The 14,770-nt window shown below is 44.2% G+C and carries 12 protein-coding genes and 1 tRNA gene; 4 read left to right on the top strand and 9 right to left on the bottom strand.

Annotated features, from left to right (window positions below):
• Positions 1-49 precede the first annotated feature (49 nt).
• On the top strand, positions 50-823 hold the full coding sequence (locus tag MYF79_RS29455; RefSeq protein WP_247811431.1) for an isocitrate lyase/phosphoenolpyruvate mutase family protein: 774 nt from the start codon (positions 50-52) through the stop codon (positions 821-823).
• A 155-nt stretch (positions 824-978) separates the two neighbouring features.
• Here MYF79_RS29455 and MYF79_RS29450 read toward each other — a convergent pair whose 3' ends face one another.
• The 3 genes from MYF79_RS29450 to MYF79_RS29440 all read right to left on the bottom strand — a co-directional run bounded on the left by MYF79_RS29450 (position 979) and on the right by MYF79_RS29440 (position 3,416).
• On the bottom strand, positions 979-1,977 hold the full coding sequence (locus MYF79_RS29450; protein WP_247811430.1) for a phosphotransferase: 999 nt from the start codon (positions 1,975-1,977) through the stop codon (positions 979-981).
• Positions 1,978-1,990: 13 nt separating this feature from the next.
• Positions 1,991-2,416, bottom strand: coding sequence for a MarR family winged helix-turn-helix transcriptional regulator (locus MYF79_RS29445; RefSeq protein WP_247811429.1), 426 nt, complete (start codon positions 2,414-2,416; stop codon positions 1,991-1,993).
• Between the two features lie 160 nt (positions 2,417-2,576).
• Positions 2,577-3,416 carry an SDR family NAD(P)-dependent oxidoreductase gene (locus MYF79_RS29440; protein ID WP_247811428.1) on the bottom strand — a complete coding sequence of 280 codons (840 nt, stop codon included), beginning with the start codon at positions 3,414-3,416 and terminating at the stop codon, positions 2,577-2,579.
• A 204-nt stretch (positions 3,417-3,620) separates the two neighbouring features.
• On the opposite strand from MYF79_RS29440, the gene MYF79_RS29435 reads away from it, so the two are divergent.
• On the top strand, positions 3,621-3,908 hold the full coding sequence (locus MYF79_RS29435; RefSeq protein WP_247811427.1) for a putative quinol monooxygenase: 288 nt from the start codon (positions 3,621-3,623) through the stop codon (positions 3,906-3,908).
• Between the two features lie 3 nt (positions 3,909-3,911).
• Here MYF79_RS29435 and MYF79_RS29430 read toward each other — a convergent pair whose 3' ends face one another.
• Positions 3,912-4,820 carry an AraC family transcriptional regulator gene (locus tag MYF79_RS29430; protein ID WP_247811426.1) on the bottom strand — a complete coding sequence of 303 codons (909 nt, stop codon included), beginning with the start codon at positions 4,818-4,820 and terminating at the stop codon, positions 3,912-3,914.
• Positions 4,821-5,101: 281 nt separating this feature from the next.
• Between MYF79_RS29430 and MYF79_RS29425 the strand changes: the two genes are divergently transcribed.
• Positions 5,102-7,891 carry a sugar-binding domain-containing protein gene (locus MYF79_RS29425; RefSeq protein WP_247811425.1) on the top strand — a complete coding sequence of 930 codons (2,790 nt, stop codon included), beginning with the start codon at positions 5,102-5,104 and terminating at the stop codon, positions 7,889-7,891.
• Between the two features lie 117 nt (positions 7,892-8,008).
• Here MYF79_RS29425 and MYF79_RS29420 read toward each other — a convergent pair whose 3' ends face one another.
• The 5 genes from MYF79_RS29420 to MYF79_RS29400 all read right to left on the bottom strand — a co-directional run bounded on the left by MYF79_RS29420 (position 8,009) and on the right by MYF79_RS29400 (position 13,902).
• Positions 8,009-10,024 carry a M13 family metallopeptidase gene (locus tag MYF79_RS29420; RefSeq protein WP_247811424.1) on the bottom strand — a complete coding sequence of 672 codons (2,016 nt, stop codon included), beginning with the start codon at positions 10,022-10,024 and terminating at the stop codon, positions 8,009-8,011.
• 197 nt (positions 10,025-10,221) lie between these two features.
• The gene (locus tag MYF79_RS29415) at positions 10,222-10,755 is read right to left on the bottom strand and encodes a dihydrofolate reductase family protein (RefSeq protein ID WP_247811423.1); all 534 of its coding nucleotides are present in this window, start codon (positions 10,753-10,755) and stop codon (positions 10,222-10,224) included.
• 70 nt (positions 10,756-10,825) lie between these two features.
• Entirely contained in the window at positions 10,826-11,560 is a 735-nt protein-coding gene (locus tag MYF79_RS29410) for a helix-turn-helix transcriptional regulator (RefSeq protein WP_247811422.1), read from the bottom strand.
• A gap of 337 nt (positions 11,561-11,897) precedes the next feature.
• Positions 11,898-13,490 carry a hypothetical protein gene (locus MYF79_RS29405; protein WP_247811421.1) on the bottom strand — a complete coding sequence of 531 codons (1,593 nt, stop codon included), beginning with the start codon at positions 13,488-13,490 and terminating at the stop codon, positions 11,898-11,900.
• 338 nt (positions 13,491-13,828) lie between these two features.
• Positions 13,829-13,902, bottom strand: a tRNA-Asp gene (locus tag MYF79_RS29400).
• Between the two features lie 224 nt (positions 13,903-14,126).
• Here MYF79_RS29400 and MYF79_RS29395 point away from each other — a divergent pair.
• The gene (locus MYF79_RS29395) at positions 14,127-14,717 is read left to right on the top strand and encodes an RNA polymerase sigma factor (protein WP_247811420.1); all 591 of its coding nucleotides are present in this window, start codon (positions 14,127-14,129) and stop codon (positions 14,715-14,717) included.
• The last annotated feature ends 53 nt before the right edge of the window (positions 14,718-14,770 follow it).

Here is a 14,770-nt window from a genome sequence, read left to right as displayed (position 1 = left end):
CCAATAAATAAACTGGTAAATCAAATACATCATTCAAAATAATACAGATATGGAAAACAGATTTGACGAATTCCTGGCGCTACATCATGACAATGACCTCTTGCGTATCGGAAATGTATGGAACGCACAGAGCGCTAAAATATATGGTGCGCAGGGTTTTAAGGCAGTAGGAACATCCAGTGCCGCGGTGGCGGCATCGCTGGGGTTTGCTGATGGCGAGGAAATGGCTTTTGATGATTATTTATTCGTTGTTCAACGTATTCTCGCATCGACAGATGCGATGGTAACGGTAGACATTGAAGGCGGGTACGGGCCTAATGCGGAAGTGATCAGCCGTAATATCAGGCGCCTGTATGAGCTGGGCGTGTCCGGTATCAATATCGAAGATTCTGTTATAAGGGATGGGGAAAGACATATCATAGATGCGGGAGTGTTTGCAGAGAAACTGCGACAGGTAATGGAACTGCTTCAGAGGGATGGCGTCCGCATGTTTGTTAACCTGAGGTCTGATAGCTTTTTACTCGATATGCCGAACGCATTAAAAGATGCACTTGCAAGAATCGATGTTTACCAGGAAAGCGGCGTGCATGGATTGTTTTTTCCCTGCATCAACAAAATAGCCGATATTAAAGAGATCACAGCCGCGTCAAAATTGCCTGTAAGTGTGATGTGTATACCTGGTCTGCCATCCTTCGATGAGTTACAAAAGGCGGGGGTAAAAAGGGTAAGTGACGGACCGTTTTTGAACATGCATATTTACAAAGAACTGGAGGATACTATCACAAAGATCAGGTCTGAAGGCAGTTTTGCCAGTTTGTTCTAATTCGTACAGGCGGTTGCGCATAAGGAATGCCCTTGTACACATGGACTCCGCCGGGGCTGGCAGTAATGCCTTGTATACAGGCATTGCGTATATACTTTTTGTGAAGGGACTGATCAGCTATGAGGTGGTCAGTCCCTTTTAGTATTATTGCTTTCTTAGCCAATAACCGCGAGTGCCGCCGCAAAACGGGGGGTACGCATCTGATGCACCGCCTCATTTAGCAGGGCCTTCCCATACATGAACTGCCCTTCGTACGTGGCCAGTGATAGTGTGCCGGCGCCCATCTGTGTTCTGAATTCCTGCAGGGTGAAGCCTTCCATCTCCTGGTTATGTGCATAATCCTTAGGTTTAGCTTGTGCCGCAAGCTGGAACATCAGCATGGAGTAAATGATCCTGCCTACCTGGCGCATGATATAAAAGCGGGCTGCTTTGTACTCATCGGCCGCACCGTCAAAGTAGGTATCGAGAAAAGCTTTTTCCTGTTCTTCGCCATATACAAAGAAATTGGCCGCATTGGCAAGATCGATATACCGATCGTTTAAAGAGGAGACGTCCCAATCAATGATCCAGATCCTTTCTCCATCACATAGGATATTACTTGGATTCAGGTCGTTATGACTAAATACCTGCTCCTGGTCGTTCCATGGGTACTTACTTCTGATAATATCATAGTTGCTGAAACATTCATCGATTACAGGCCCCGACAGGATATTACTTTTCCTGAATCCAGCAATCATGCCATCAATGGTTTCCTGCAGATTATCAGCCGTTGCCTGATAAGGCACACTATGAATGGCCCTGACGGTTGCGGCCAGTTCCTGTGGAAGCCTTTCGGGGCCAAAAACGTTGCGCAGGGGTTTATTGTTGATAAGGCCACTGATAGAAATACCACTTGTTGTGTCGTGGTAGTGCAGGGGAGGGGCAATGCCTGCATCTGCTGCCAGTTTCAGGTTAGCCGGAAATGAACCGCTTTTGCCCAGTTTCAGCACATAGGGCTGATCCCTGACAATGATCTTAAATACAGGGGAGGCTGATAGTCCGCCGGCCAGCAGCGAAACATCCGTTATGCTGGCAGTACCGAAGGCCTGTTGCAAAGCTGTTTCTACAGCAGCTGTCAGGGGAGCCGGGATGTGTTGGGATAATGTCTGTGACATATATAGCATGGGTTTAAATGGTCGTTCCAAGGAGTTTGAATAATGCCGCAAGTGACTGATTCCTGGTGATCTCTGTGGGAACAATCTCTTTGGCGATGGCATTGGCGGTTTCTTTTGCTTCCTCATATACCCGCCGACCGGCAGGGGTCAGCACGGCATAGCTTACGCGGGCGTCTCTTTCACTGGATTCCCTGCTTACAAGGCCTGTTTTTTCCATAGGTAACAACATACGGGTAATACCTGAGGCAGTAAGACCTACCTTTTCCGCCAGGTCTGTTCTCCGAAGTCTTTCACCAGGGGCCTGTTGCAGCAGGTAAAGGATCATAAAATCGGAGAAACCTATGCCATGCACGCTTAAGCCGTCAAACTTGCGGGACATGATTGCCTGCATCTTCGCCAGGTTCATTAATAGCTTCAGAGAGTGGTTTATTGTTGACATATACTTGAGTAGTCAAGTATTCAAAGGTATATATTTTCTTATTACCAGCAAAAAACAGGAAGAAAATTCTCATCATGGCATTTGGGTGTCATATGGGGCATTGCAGACATACCGGTAGCCATAGCAGTATTCAATAGATATCTGGCTGAAAACATATGGATCACCCGAAATCGGCCGAGATGGACGTCTGCTTCCAGGCTTCCAGTTCCGCAGCCATGTTGGCGATCTTTTCGGCTGCGCGCCTGTAGGCATCCTGTCCCAGGTATAAATGAAGCGGTGGTTGTTCACTTTCTGCGAGCGCTATCAATATAGCTGATGCCTTGTCAGGATCGCCGGACTGCTTGCCATTATTGGCCAGATAGCGTTCCCGCGTAGATTTGACTGCTGTATAACCTTCTATGCCGGTTTCGATATTTGCCAGGGAGTTTGCAGTAAGAAATCTTGTACGGAAACCTGAAGGCTCGGCGACCGTTACCCTGATACCAAATTCTTTAACATCCAGTGCAAGCACTTCTGAGAATGCTGCCAGCGCAGCCTTGGTAGCCGAGTAAACAGACCAGCCTGGCGCTCCCACAAATCCTGCAACAGAACCGATGTTGATAATGTAGCCTGATCGCTGTTTGCGCATAAAAGGTAATATGGCCTTTACCACATTCACCGCTGCCAGTACGTTTACGTCAAAGATCTTCCTGATATCCTGTTCGGCAGTTTCTTCCACGATGCCTATCATGCCGTATCCCGCATTATTAACAAGTACGTCAATGCGACCGAAAGTGGCAATTGTTTGCTGGATGGACTCATTGATACAATCCTGGTTGCTCAGGTCTACGACAAGAGGGAGAAATCGTTCTGCGTCAATGAGACCTACCGCCTGTTTTAAGGTTTGTGCATTACGGGATGTAGCAGCTACACGGTAACCGCTTTCGAGCAATTTTTTAACGAGTGTGAGTCCCAATCCCTGTGAGGCTCCGGTTACATACCAGACTTTTGAATTGTTCATGACTTTTCGTTTTATATAGCCAGGGGTGGTGAAGTGCTTGCCCTGACAATACAAAGGTGCAAAGGATTGGGGTAGCGAATGCGTGATGTACATCACAAACAGGGGAAGAGGGGATATATCATTATTATAATAGCGGAGTATAAATCGTCTGATTTAACCATGCCGGCAGGTCTTGCTAATTTTGCCTTCATTAAAATTGGTGTCATGAAAATTTATTTAACCGCCATTGTGAGAGCAAAAGAAGTCTACAGAGATGAGGTCGCTGCTGTACTGCAAAACATGGTGTTGCATACCCGTCAGGAGGAAGCATGTGAGCTTTACAGCCTGCATCAGGGCATTGAAGATAAGAACCTGTTTACCTTTTATGAGATATGGAAAAGTAAGGAGGGGCTGGATGCTCATAATCAACAGCCGTACATTAAAGCATTTGGGGAGCTGGCAGAAGAAAAGCTGCAGGAAAGGCCGGTTGTTTTATTGACAGATCTCATATGAAATTTAGCTTGCTCCTCCTTCAGCACTTCTTTTATTTCTGTACTCCTGCGGGGAAACTCCCATTGTCTTTTTAAATATCCGTGAAAAGTAATGCTGGTCAAACATGCCTACTTCCAGTGCAATTTCCTTGATCCGCTGTCTTGTAAACAGCAGATATTGGCAGGCCTGCTGCATTTTCAGGTGATTATAATACTCAATGGGAGAGAACCCTGTTTTTTTTCGGAATAACAGCGAAAAATGAGAAGGCGAAAACTGGACATGCTGCGCGATCTTTTCCAGTGTCAGGTTCTGATCTACATTCTTCCGCATAAAGTCGATAGCGCTGTCTATGGTGTCCGTTTCTGTATTATTCATCCTGGACTTGTTTTTCTCCTGGTAAATAAAAGTAGACAGATAGTGCCAGAGATACATATTGCTATACATCAGGTGTTCCATGCTGAAACCCCGTTCCAGTGGAGTATAGATATCATTGAATAAGCGGATGGTTTTTTCATTGTCCGGTATAAAACCTTTGTAACTGTTTAAATGTTGATGTATTTGTTTAACCCAGTCATCAGCAGATTCCCCTTTGAAATGAATCCAGAAGATTGTCCAGGGATTATTTGCATTAGCTGCATAGGTATGCCTTGTCAAAGCAGGTATCAGGCAAAAATCACCTGGTGATATTTTGTATTCCTGTTTATCTATGATCGTGCTTCCCTCCCCTTCATGACAATAAATAAGAATATGTTGATCTGTACCATGTAAACGTTCCCTGTAATGGTAGCGGGCTTTCGGATAATAGCCTATATCAGTGATGTATAGTTGTCTGATCAGTGGATGTGTGCTGCAATTATTGTTCAGCACAGATTTTGGAATGATAACGGCCTTCTGTCCCTGGAAGCCGTCCTTTTTTCGCTGCCCCTTTGCCATGGTAGTTTTTTTGATAAAAAAGTAAGAATGTCCACAAGAATAGTCATATAGTCGCTCCTTATTAAAAGTAAAAAAAGTTTTTTTGTAAAGGAGTTTTGAATCTTTGAATCCGCAGGCGGCAGTCCTGGCAGGCAATTGTTCAACCGTGCAGTAAACCTTGTATTCAGCTGGTGGCCACATGGCGGGTATGGAAGCCTGGAAGGCGCCCCGTTGCTCCTGACAGGTTTCCAACAAAAGAACAAACATTGGACAACTGATATATGTAATAAAACATGCCTGAAATGAATAAACACGTTAAACTGGTATTATTGGCAGCAATGATGGCCATTTACATTGCAGCGCCGGCACAAAACAGGATCTCACTGGCGGGGAAATGGCGATTCCGCATAGATAGAGAGGACCAGGGTATTAAACAGCAATGGTATACCCAACAGTTAAAGGATTCCCTTAAATTGCCCGGTACTATGCAATTCCACGGGTATGGCGATGAACCTTCTGTCAACACAAAATGGATTGGTGACAGATATGAAGCCTTTCTGAAAGAAGAGAAATATGCACCTTACCGGAAAGATGACAACTTCAAATTCCCCTTCTGGCTGACGCCGGGAAAATATTATATGGGGGCTGCATGGTATCAGAAGGCCATTGACGTTCCATCCCAATGGACGGGTAAACATATCAGTCTTACACTGGAACGGTGCCATTGGGGTACCATGGTTTATGTCGACAGCCAGCTTATCGGAGCAGACAGCAGTCTGGCCACCCCGCACGTATACGACCTGAGCCATCTCAGCCCTGGTAAACATACGCTTACTATCCGGGTAGACAACCGTTATCTATCAGAAGTAGGCATCAATGCCCACAGTGCCAGTGATCAGACACAAGGCACCTGGAATGGTATTGCAGGAGACATTGTACTGGCAGCAGGTAGTCCTGTTTTTGTAAAGCAGGTGCAGCTTTATCCTGATGTCCTGAACAAGCATGTTCAGGTTAAAGTAATGCTGGGGCGTACCGGTAATGCAACTTCGGCAGGCAGCCTTTCTATATCCGCAGATCAGCTACCTGCCTTAAAGAAGTCTTTTACCAGTGGTGACAGCATATTATCGTTCACCTATCCTATGGGCGACCATCCTGTATTGTGGGATGAGTTTAATCCGAAGCTATATCAACTTAGGGTACAATTGCGAACAGTGGATAAGAAAAGTACAGATAGCAAAAATATCAGTTTTGGCATGCGTAGTGTAGGTACAGCCAATTCAAAAATTACGGTGAACAATCGTCCTGTATTCCTGCGGGGAACATTGGAATGCGCCATTTTCCCCTTGACAGGTTATCCACCTACAGATACAGCCGCATGGGCGCGGATCTTCCGTATTATAAAGGCACATGGCCTCAATCATATGCGTTTCCATTCCTGGTGCCCGCCGGAGGCTGCATTTGTAGCTGCGGATCATGCCGGCGTGTATCTTTCTGTTGAAGTAGACTGCTGGGCAAGTGTAGGAGATGGCCTGTCTGTAGATAAATTCCTGTATGATGAAAGCAACCGGATTGTTGCCGCCTATGGTAATCATCCCTCCTTTTTGATGATGGTACCGACCAATGAACCTTCAGGAGATAAAAACCGCGACCCGTATCTGGCCGCCTTCGTAAACTATTGGAAAGAAAAGGATAACAGACGTCTTTACTGTGCAGGTTCAGGATGGCCGGCTATTGCGGAAAATGATTATCATGTGATGCCGGAACCACGTATCCAGGCCTGGGGAGAAGGCGTGAAAAGCCTCATTAATGCGAAGGCGCCCAATTCTCAGTTTAATTTTAAGGATAAGCTAAGAGACGACAGACCGGTTGTAGCACATGAAATAGGGCAGTGGTGTGTATATCCTGATTTTACAGAACGAAAGAAATATACCGGCCTGTTGCAGGCGAGGAACTTCGATATCTTCTACGACTTTATGAAGAAAGAACACCTGCAGCCGCAGGCACATGATTTTCTCATGGCATCGGGAAAACTACAGGCATTGTGTTATAAGGCAGATATAGAAGCCGGTATGCGTACTGATTATGCAGGTTACCAGTTACTGGACCTGCACGATTTTCCTGGTCAGGGTACTGCCCTGGTGGGAATCCTGGATCCCTTCTGGGACAGCAAACCTTATTTCACACCTGCCGCCTTCCACCGTTTTTCTTCCAGTACAGTACCACTTGCAGTGATCAGCAAGTTTACCTGGAAGAACTCGGAAGTATTTATGGCCGCTGTACAGATTGCGCATTTCGGTAAAGAGCAGTTGAAGAAAGTACCGGTAAAATGGAAGATCACCGGCAACCACCAGCGGGTAATAGCAAATGGTGCTTTATCGGCAGACCTTGACTGGAAGAATGATAACCCGGCAGGTAATATCTCCTGCAGTCTTTCCGGCATCAGCAAAGCAGAAAAGCTCAACCTGGAGATCATAGCAGATGGATTAGGAGTAAACGACTGGGATTTCTGGGTGTATCCCGACACGGTAAATGTGCAGGCCGGTGACGACATCACCGTTGCAGATGCGCTCACACCTGAAATAGCCGCAAAGCTCGAAGCAGGTGCTACTGTACTATTACGATTAAACAATAAAATCACTGAAAATAAGGGGGCTGCTATCAAAACCGGGATGTCTACGGTTTTCTGGAATACAGCATGGACCGAAGGACAGGCTCCTCATACATTGGGTATTCTATGTGATCCGGCTGCTCCTCTTTTTAAGGATTTTCCAACAGAATACCATTCTAACTGGCAGTGGTGGGATATCATTCATACTGCTCAACCAATGCACCTGGATAATTTCCCAGCTGAATTAAAACCCGCTGTACAGTTAATTGATACCTGGTTTGAAGCGAGGAAGCTGGGGATATTGTTCGAAGCAAAGGTAGGAAAGGGAAAGATAGTAGTGACTTCTATCGATCTGCAACATGATCTGGATACAAGGTTAGCAGCGAGACAGCTTTATCATAGTTTGTTGTCATACATGGGTACAAAGGCATTTAATCCTACAGTTGCAGTTAAGCTGGCGCAAATACAGGAACTGTACGACTAAACAGAAAGGCGCAAAGGTAAACGCCTGCTGCGTTCGAGGCGCTTTAAGTAAAAATGAAACCGGCTTAATTGTCTTCGCACTGCGAAGACAATTAAGCCGGTTTCATGTCTGAGCATCTTACCAGATCTTGATCCGCTTATCTTCGTCCTGGTACATTTTTTCCCCGGGTTGTACATTAAAAGCGGAGTAAAAAGCCTGCATGTTCATCAGCGGGCCATTTACACGCCACATGGGGGGCGAGTGGGGATCGTTATTGATCCAGTAGCGCAGGTATTCATCTTTCATTTTCACCCGCCAGATCCTGGCTATTGAAAAGAAAAACCGCTGATCGGGCGTAAAGCCGCCGATCCTCGTTGTATCCTGGCCTTGTTTGGTCATTTTGAATGCATCATATGCTACAGCCACCCCGCTGATATCCGCTGTGTTTTCTCCTACTGTCAGTGCACCTTTAATATGAATGCTATCCAGTACGGTGAACTTGCTGTACAGGTCAATGACCTGTTGTGTTTTGGCTTTAAATTTTTCATAGTCCTGGGGTGTCCACCAGCTTTTTACGTTCCCGTTCTTATCAAACTGGGCGCCCTGGTCATCAAATGTATGCGTCATTTCGTGACCAATCACCATACCAATACCGCCATAGTTAAGCGCGTCATCGGCATTGTTATCAAAGTAAGGAGGTTGCAGAATACCCGCGGGAAATACGATCTCGTTGGCGTAAGGGTTGTTATAAGCAGTAACTGTAGAAGGTGTAGTGAACCACTCGGTCTTGTCAACCGGCTTTCCAAGTTTGGCCAGGCTATATTGGAAGTTGTTCGCGGCTGCCGATACCACATTTTCAAAGTATTTATTCCTTACAACGTTTACCTTATTGTATTCACGCCACTTATCAGGGTATCCTATTTTTTTGGTGATGGCAAATAATTTCTCCTTGGCTTTTTGCTTGGTGCTGTCACTCATCCATTCGAGGTGGTCCACCCTATTGGAGAATGCCTTCTGCAGGTTATTTACAAGTTCCAGCATCCGTGCTTTCGCCGATTCGGGGAAATATAGCTTCGTGTATAATTGCCCCAATGCCTGGCCAAGATAAGTGTCTACCACGCTGGACATGGTCTCGCCACGTGTTTTCTGCATGGCTTGTCCTGTGAGGGCTTTGTTATATTCAAAGGACGCGTTCACAAATGGTTGGCTGAGATAATCTGCATAATTGCTGATATAACCCGCGCTCAGGTATATCTTCCAGTCTTCGAGCGGGATCGATTTGATGAGTGTGTTCAGCTTATCATAATAACCTGGCTGTGCTACATCCAGCGAATCCATGGTGGCGCCTATATGTTGGAAGAAAGTTGTCCAGCCTATATTTGGTTGTCGCTTATTTAAATCGCCCAGCGCCATTTTATGGAAATTGCCTTTTACATCCCGCAACTCAACATTGGTTTTATGTGACGTTGCCAATTGCTTTTGGACATCGTAAACAAGTGCTGCTTTTTTCTGTGCCAGCGCGGAATCGTTTCCAGTAAGGGTAAAAAGAGCTAATAGATATTTTTTATATGCCTGCTGAATAGCAAGGGTAGCAGTGTCGGTCTTGAAGTAATAATCCCTGTCAGGCATGCCTATGCCAGTTTGATAGATATGTCCCATATTCATGCTACTGTTTTCCTGATCGGGTAAAACCTGGAAATCAATAAGAGATACGTTGGACAGTTTGATTTCTTCCGCCATGAATGTAAGCAGATCAGAAATACTGGTAATGGCATTGATACGGAATAAGCCAGCTTTTATTGGCTCAAAGCCCCGTTGGTTGATGATATTGGTGTCCATTCCGGAAGCAAAAAAATCACCGATCTTTTGTTCAAGGCTGCCAGGGGCATTATGACTTTTTGATACGCTATCAAGGATACCCTGTAACTTGAGGCGTTGCTGGAAGTTCATAAACCGGTATGCACCTACGCCCGACTGGCTGGGTGGTATTTGTGCGGTATCATACCATTTTAAATTGACATAATTATAAAAGTTATCGCCCGGCCGGATGGTAGAGTCGAGCCCTTCGATGGCAATAAAGGATTTTTCTTTTGTACCTGGTTGACAGGCAGCAAAAGAAGCCAGGAAAACGGATAGTAAAAGCCAGTTTTTCATGCAGTTTAGATTTGTGGCGAAATAATGGTGAATGGTTGATAAAGATACCGTATTCTGATTATACTTTATCAGATACATCCTGCCCGATAAGATTGGGATAGCAGCTTAAAGGCATGCCAATGCCGGTATTTATGAAAAGTGAAAGCTTCTGCAGGCGATTGATTATCAATACTGTATTTAATAGTTCTGTTACATATCTATTTTTTCCGTTTATAATGTAGTTGTATCAGCCCTGTTTCAAATGTTTTTGCTGTGATGAATTCAAGCGTTTGTTCAGGTCTCCCATCCTGAAAAAGTCTTATTCCGTTACCTAGTAAAACCGGGACAATGGAAATTATAAACTCGTCTATTAAGTCGCTCTTCAATAATTCATTGATTACTTCTGCACCACCGTCGCAATAAATATTCTTGCCACTTTCAGATTTTAAGCGATCAACCAGTTCAGTTAAGCTCCCTGTATAGAAAGTAGTTCTGCCTAATTGCGGTCTTTTATTTTTTGTTATTACATAGACATCCCTTTGCCCGTTGTCGTAATGAGATGGCCCGATTTCTTTAAGTACATAATCGTAGGTTCTTCTGCCAATAATCAATGTGTCAATTGTGTCTGTAAATTCCCTGTAACCATAGTCTTCACCCTCTTTTTCAACGAGTTTTAAGAAGCTAAGGTCGTCATTAGGTTTTGCAATGTAACCATCTAGACTTGTTGCAATGAAAAGTGATATTTTTCGCATTTTGTATGTTTTTAGTTTTCTGCAAAATTACTTTCGGACGGGCCACCTCGCTTTGTAAAAATGCGACAAATTAAAGCTGTGATGGTGCTAGTCCCGTATTTCGCTTGATTTCATTGGCAAGATGCGAATGGTCATAATAGCCACATTCAAACGCTATATCTAACAAACTCCGATTTTCATTTGAGTTTTGGATGATGTTCAAAGCGTTTTGAAAGCGGATAATGTTTGAATATTCTTTCGGGGATAATCCAATGTGCTTTTTGAAATTACGTTCCAATTGTCGTACTGTCGTAAAATTTCTTTTTGATAGTTCATGAATGTTAATTTGTCCGTTCGTCGAGTGAATGTCGTTTATAGCTGATTGCAAGGGGTTGTATTTGTTCCTTATTCTGTCAGAAAAATACCGGTTCAGATAGGTCAAGGGGTTTTCACAGATCTTATCAATGTTAAATGAATGGCTTTTCTCAAACTCAACAGTATTGTTAATCAATTCATTTTGTGAAGCGTGGTTATAAAAATTGGCAAAGGTCGCAGGTTTGAGGCAAACACCTAATAAATGAGTTTCGCTGTCAATAAAACTGTCCTTGAACGAAGTCATTGCGCCAACTACGTATGTTTTGCCAAATTCCATAGAAACCGAGCCATTGTCTGTCAAACACGTATTACCTAAATTTATCACTAGTCCTGCACAACCATCAGGAAAGTTTCGTTCCCATTGGCTATCATATTCGTTCCCTTTTAACTCCCAATAGGAATGAATAAAGGGGACTAATTCTTTGCCGGGTTTTATTTCTTTGTACTCCATTGTTTCTGGTTGGCGTTACGATTAGCGCCAACATCTAAATGTACGAAGTTTGCCATATATGAACCAGTTACAAACTTGCGTCGATGAAGAAGACTGCCGGACAAAAGCGTATGCAGACCGGCTGCATTTGTGTGTGTTGTTGTTACTCCATTTTTTACTGAAAGTGGAAAAATGGGGAAGAATTGCCGTACAACGGGCCCAAGCATGATCATGAAGCTAAACGTAAAAAGGAGATCCAATGAATTAAATTATTATTCACGGATAATAGCTGGGAAAAAAATAAATGGGGACTGCACATCGCAGCCCCCATAAGTTATATTTTAAGTCTTGAAAGAAGTTATTTAACATTATTGGTAGCCAGCCCATGTTTAAACTGCATCAGGGTCCCATTCTCCATCATGCCGTAACCAATATGGAAATAGAAGCGATTATTGAAATACGCCATATTCACCACATCCATCACACCGTCCCTGTCAATATCACCAACACCTACACCTCCGCCTGTAGCTGAAGCGGATACACTACTTATAATGTCGTAATTAAAAGTGCGTATGGTGCTGCCCAATAGTCCTGTAGTCTTATTTAAATGAGCCTCTGAAACAGGGAAGCCACTGTAATTGTATCGGCTCCAAAACATAGAAGTTGGTGCAGTTGATTCATTTGTGTTGATCTTTGCAATATCTATACCTCCGGCATAAGCTGTATTGCTTATATTTTGCTTATACGTAGTGGCGTCCCAGGTAGCAGCTCCGGTTGATGCATTAATGTTTCTGCCTATTTTATATTCGAAATTATATGGAGCAGTACTGTGGAAAGCCGCTAATACCAGCTCCAGACTTCCATCTCCATTTATATCTGCCAAAGCAGCACCAATTTCCTTTATATCATCATTACCCACGCCTGTCAGCGCCTGCTCGGGAGAATAAGAGACAGGCGTACCATCATCCTGTATATCATATGCAATTTTGTAACGCCAGCTATAATTATCGCTGGAGTTTAATCGCGTGTAAGTAACAAGTACGAAGTCCTGTTTGCCAGCAGCATCACCATTTACATTGCCAACGGCGATGGCCCCACCCAGGGGAACATAATTATCATTAGCTCCATTCATTAAATTTACCACTGTATTGGTAGATGTAAACGAAGTCACATTAGCATTCACATCCTTGAGTACTCTGAAAGTCACCCCATTGACATTTCCTGAACGATATGAGGTCATCAGCACGAGATCTGGTTTATAATCCACACTAATATTACAAACTTTCATATCAGCGCCGTATGCGGTACCATAACCATCTACGGACTGCCAGCCATACAGATACCAATAGTCGGAGACGATCACAACCGGCTTATTGTCTGCATCATAGGTATCCATTTCAAGTTGATAGTAAGCACCGTCCTGTGCATTGACATACACGCTATCATATACTGACAGGCCGGTAGTTCCGGTCGTTGGCGCCGTATAAGTTTTCACCACTGAAAATTCTGAATCATTCTTATGTAAAAGCAGCAACCCCGTCTTCCCTATGGGAATAGGGCTCATACTATAGCGCAATTTATAATTGAAGGCGCTTGACGCAATTGCCCTTTCAGGATTCTCTAAAATATTACCAACTAAAGTAATCGGTGTACCGTTAACACCGGCATCTCCTGCCCACCGCCCAGTAGCAGTGGTTATACCAGCTGCAGCCAGTTTTTTCCTGTACCAGCGTGGATACAACGTATCACCTGCAATACGAACAATGGCAGTATTGGAGTCAATCAGGATTTCAGTTTTACCTTGAGCAATGCTCGCTTCGGTAATATATTTAAGCTGATTTTTGGCTACTGCCAGCTGCTGCTGCTTTGTAGCATTCTGCTCTTCCCGTTTACAGGAAGCAGCCATCACGGCGATACTAATGGCCGTCGCCAGGCACAATCGGATTTTCATGGATGTCAATTTCTGGTTTTAAAGAAAATAGATTAGATCTTTTGTTGTATCGGGTTTTTAATTTAATTACATGCAAATGTATGGTAATGTATTGCTCAGAAATCTGCCCTACGTCAGTCCAGAAGATGATTAAGAAATTGAACCATCAAAAAGAAAGCGCTAAGGAGGAGAACTATCTATTTACGGATAAGGCAGTCGAAATTTCCTGAATTGTAAATTGGGTTGCAGGGCCCACATACCTCCGTTTTTCTGTTCTTGAATTTCTTCAATGCAAAAAGGCTTCAGATTACACGATCTGAAGCCTTTTTGCATCTTACTAAATATTAACGTTTAGCTTGCGGACCAGACGGGACTCGAACCCGCGACCTCCGCCGTGACAGGGCGGCATTCTAACCAACTGAACTACTGATCCATCGTAGTTTCCCGTTCGTCGGGGGTGCAAATATATGAACATTTATTTCAATTGCGCAAATAAATTATGTAGAAATATTTACAACTCTGAAAAGCCGGCAGCCGGTACGCGTAAAAAATACGCTTCCAGCCCCATCTGCATTAAATCCAGCCCCAATTTGTACATTGGGCACTTTTATTTAGATTTACACCTTTTAGGGGGTTCCTACTAATGTACAATTTGATATGGATCGTATGCCATCCGAGGAAGAGGTGTTGTTAAGGATGAAGCAGGGAGATGAGTCTGCGTTCACGAAGATCTACCGGCACTATCACGCCTCACTTTACATCTATGTATTGCGGTTTTGCAAGGTCCCTTCTCTCGCGGAGGATCTGGTGCATGATGTATTCCTGAAGGTATGGGAGATCAGGGACCGTATCAACCCCGAACTGTCCTTTACAGGATATTTATACCGGATCGCCAGGAATCATGTTATAAAGACGATCGATAAGCTGGCCACCGATAAAGTACTAAGAGACCAGTTATACAGCCAGCTCAATGAAGCTGCCGGCGCCCAGCCGGAACAGGAGGTGAGGGCCAAGGAATATGAACGTTTATTCCAGGAAGCATTGGTAAAGATGCCACCCCAACGGCTGAATGTATTCAAATTATGCCGGCAGGAGGGGAAAAGCTATGATGAAGCCGCCTTTTTGCTGGGCATTTCCCGGAATGCGGTCAAGAAACATATGGTCCTGGGCATGCGCTTCATATACGATTATGTGCACCGGCATGGCGATATTCTGCTCGCCATTTACATCGCCCGGAAAATTCTTTAACTTTTTTTTAAAACAGGGGTACCCTCTTTCCTCATTTGCGGATAATATATACA

The sequence above is a fragment of the Chitinophaga filiformis genome, from assembly GCF_023100805.1.
Classification (GTDB): domain Bacteria; phylum Bacteroidota; class Bacteroidia; order Chitinophagales; family Chitinophagaceae; genus Chitinophaga; species Chitinophaga filiformis_B.
This window is presented reverse-complemented; position numbering and strand designations above follow the sequence as displayed.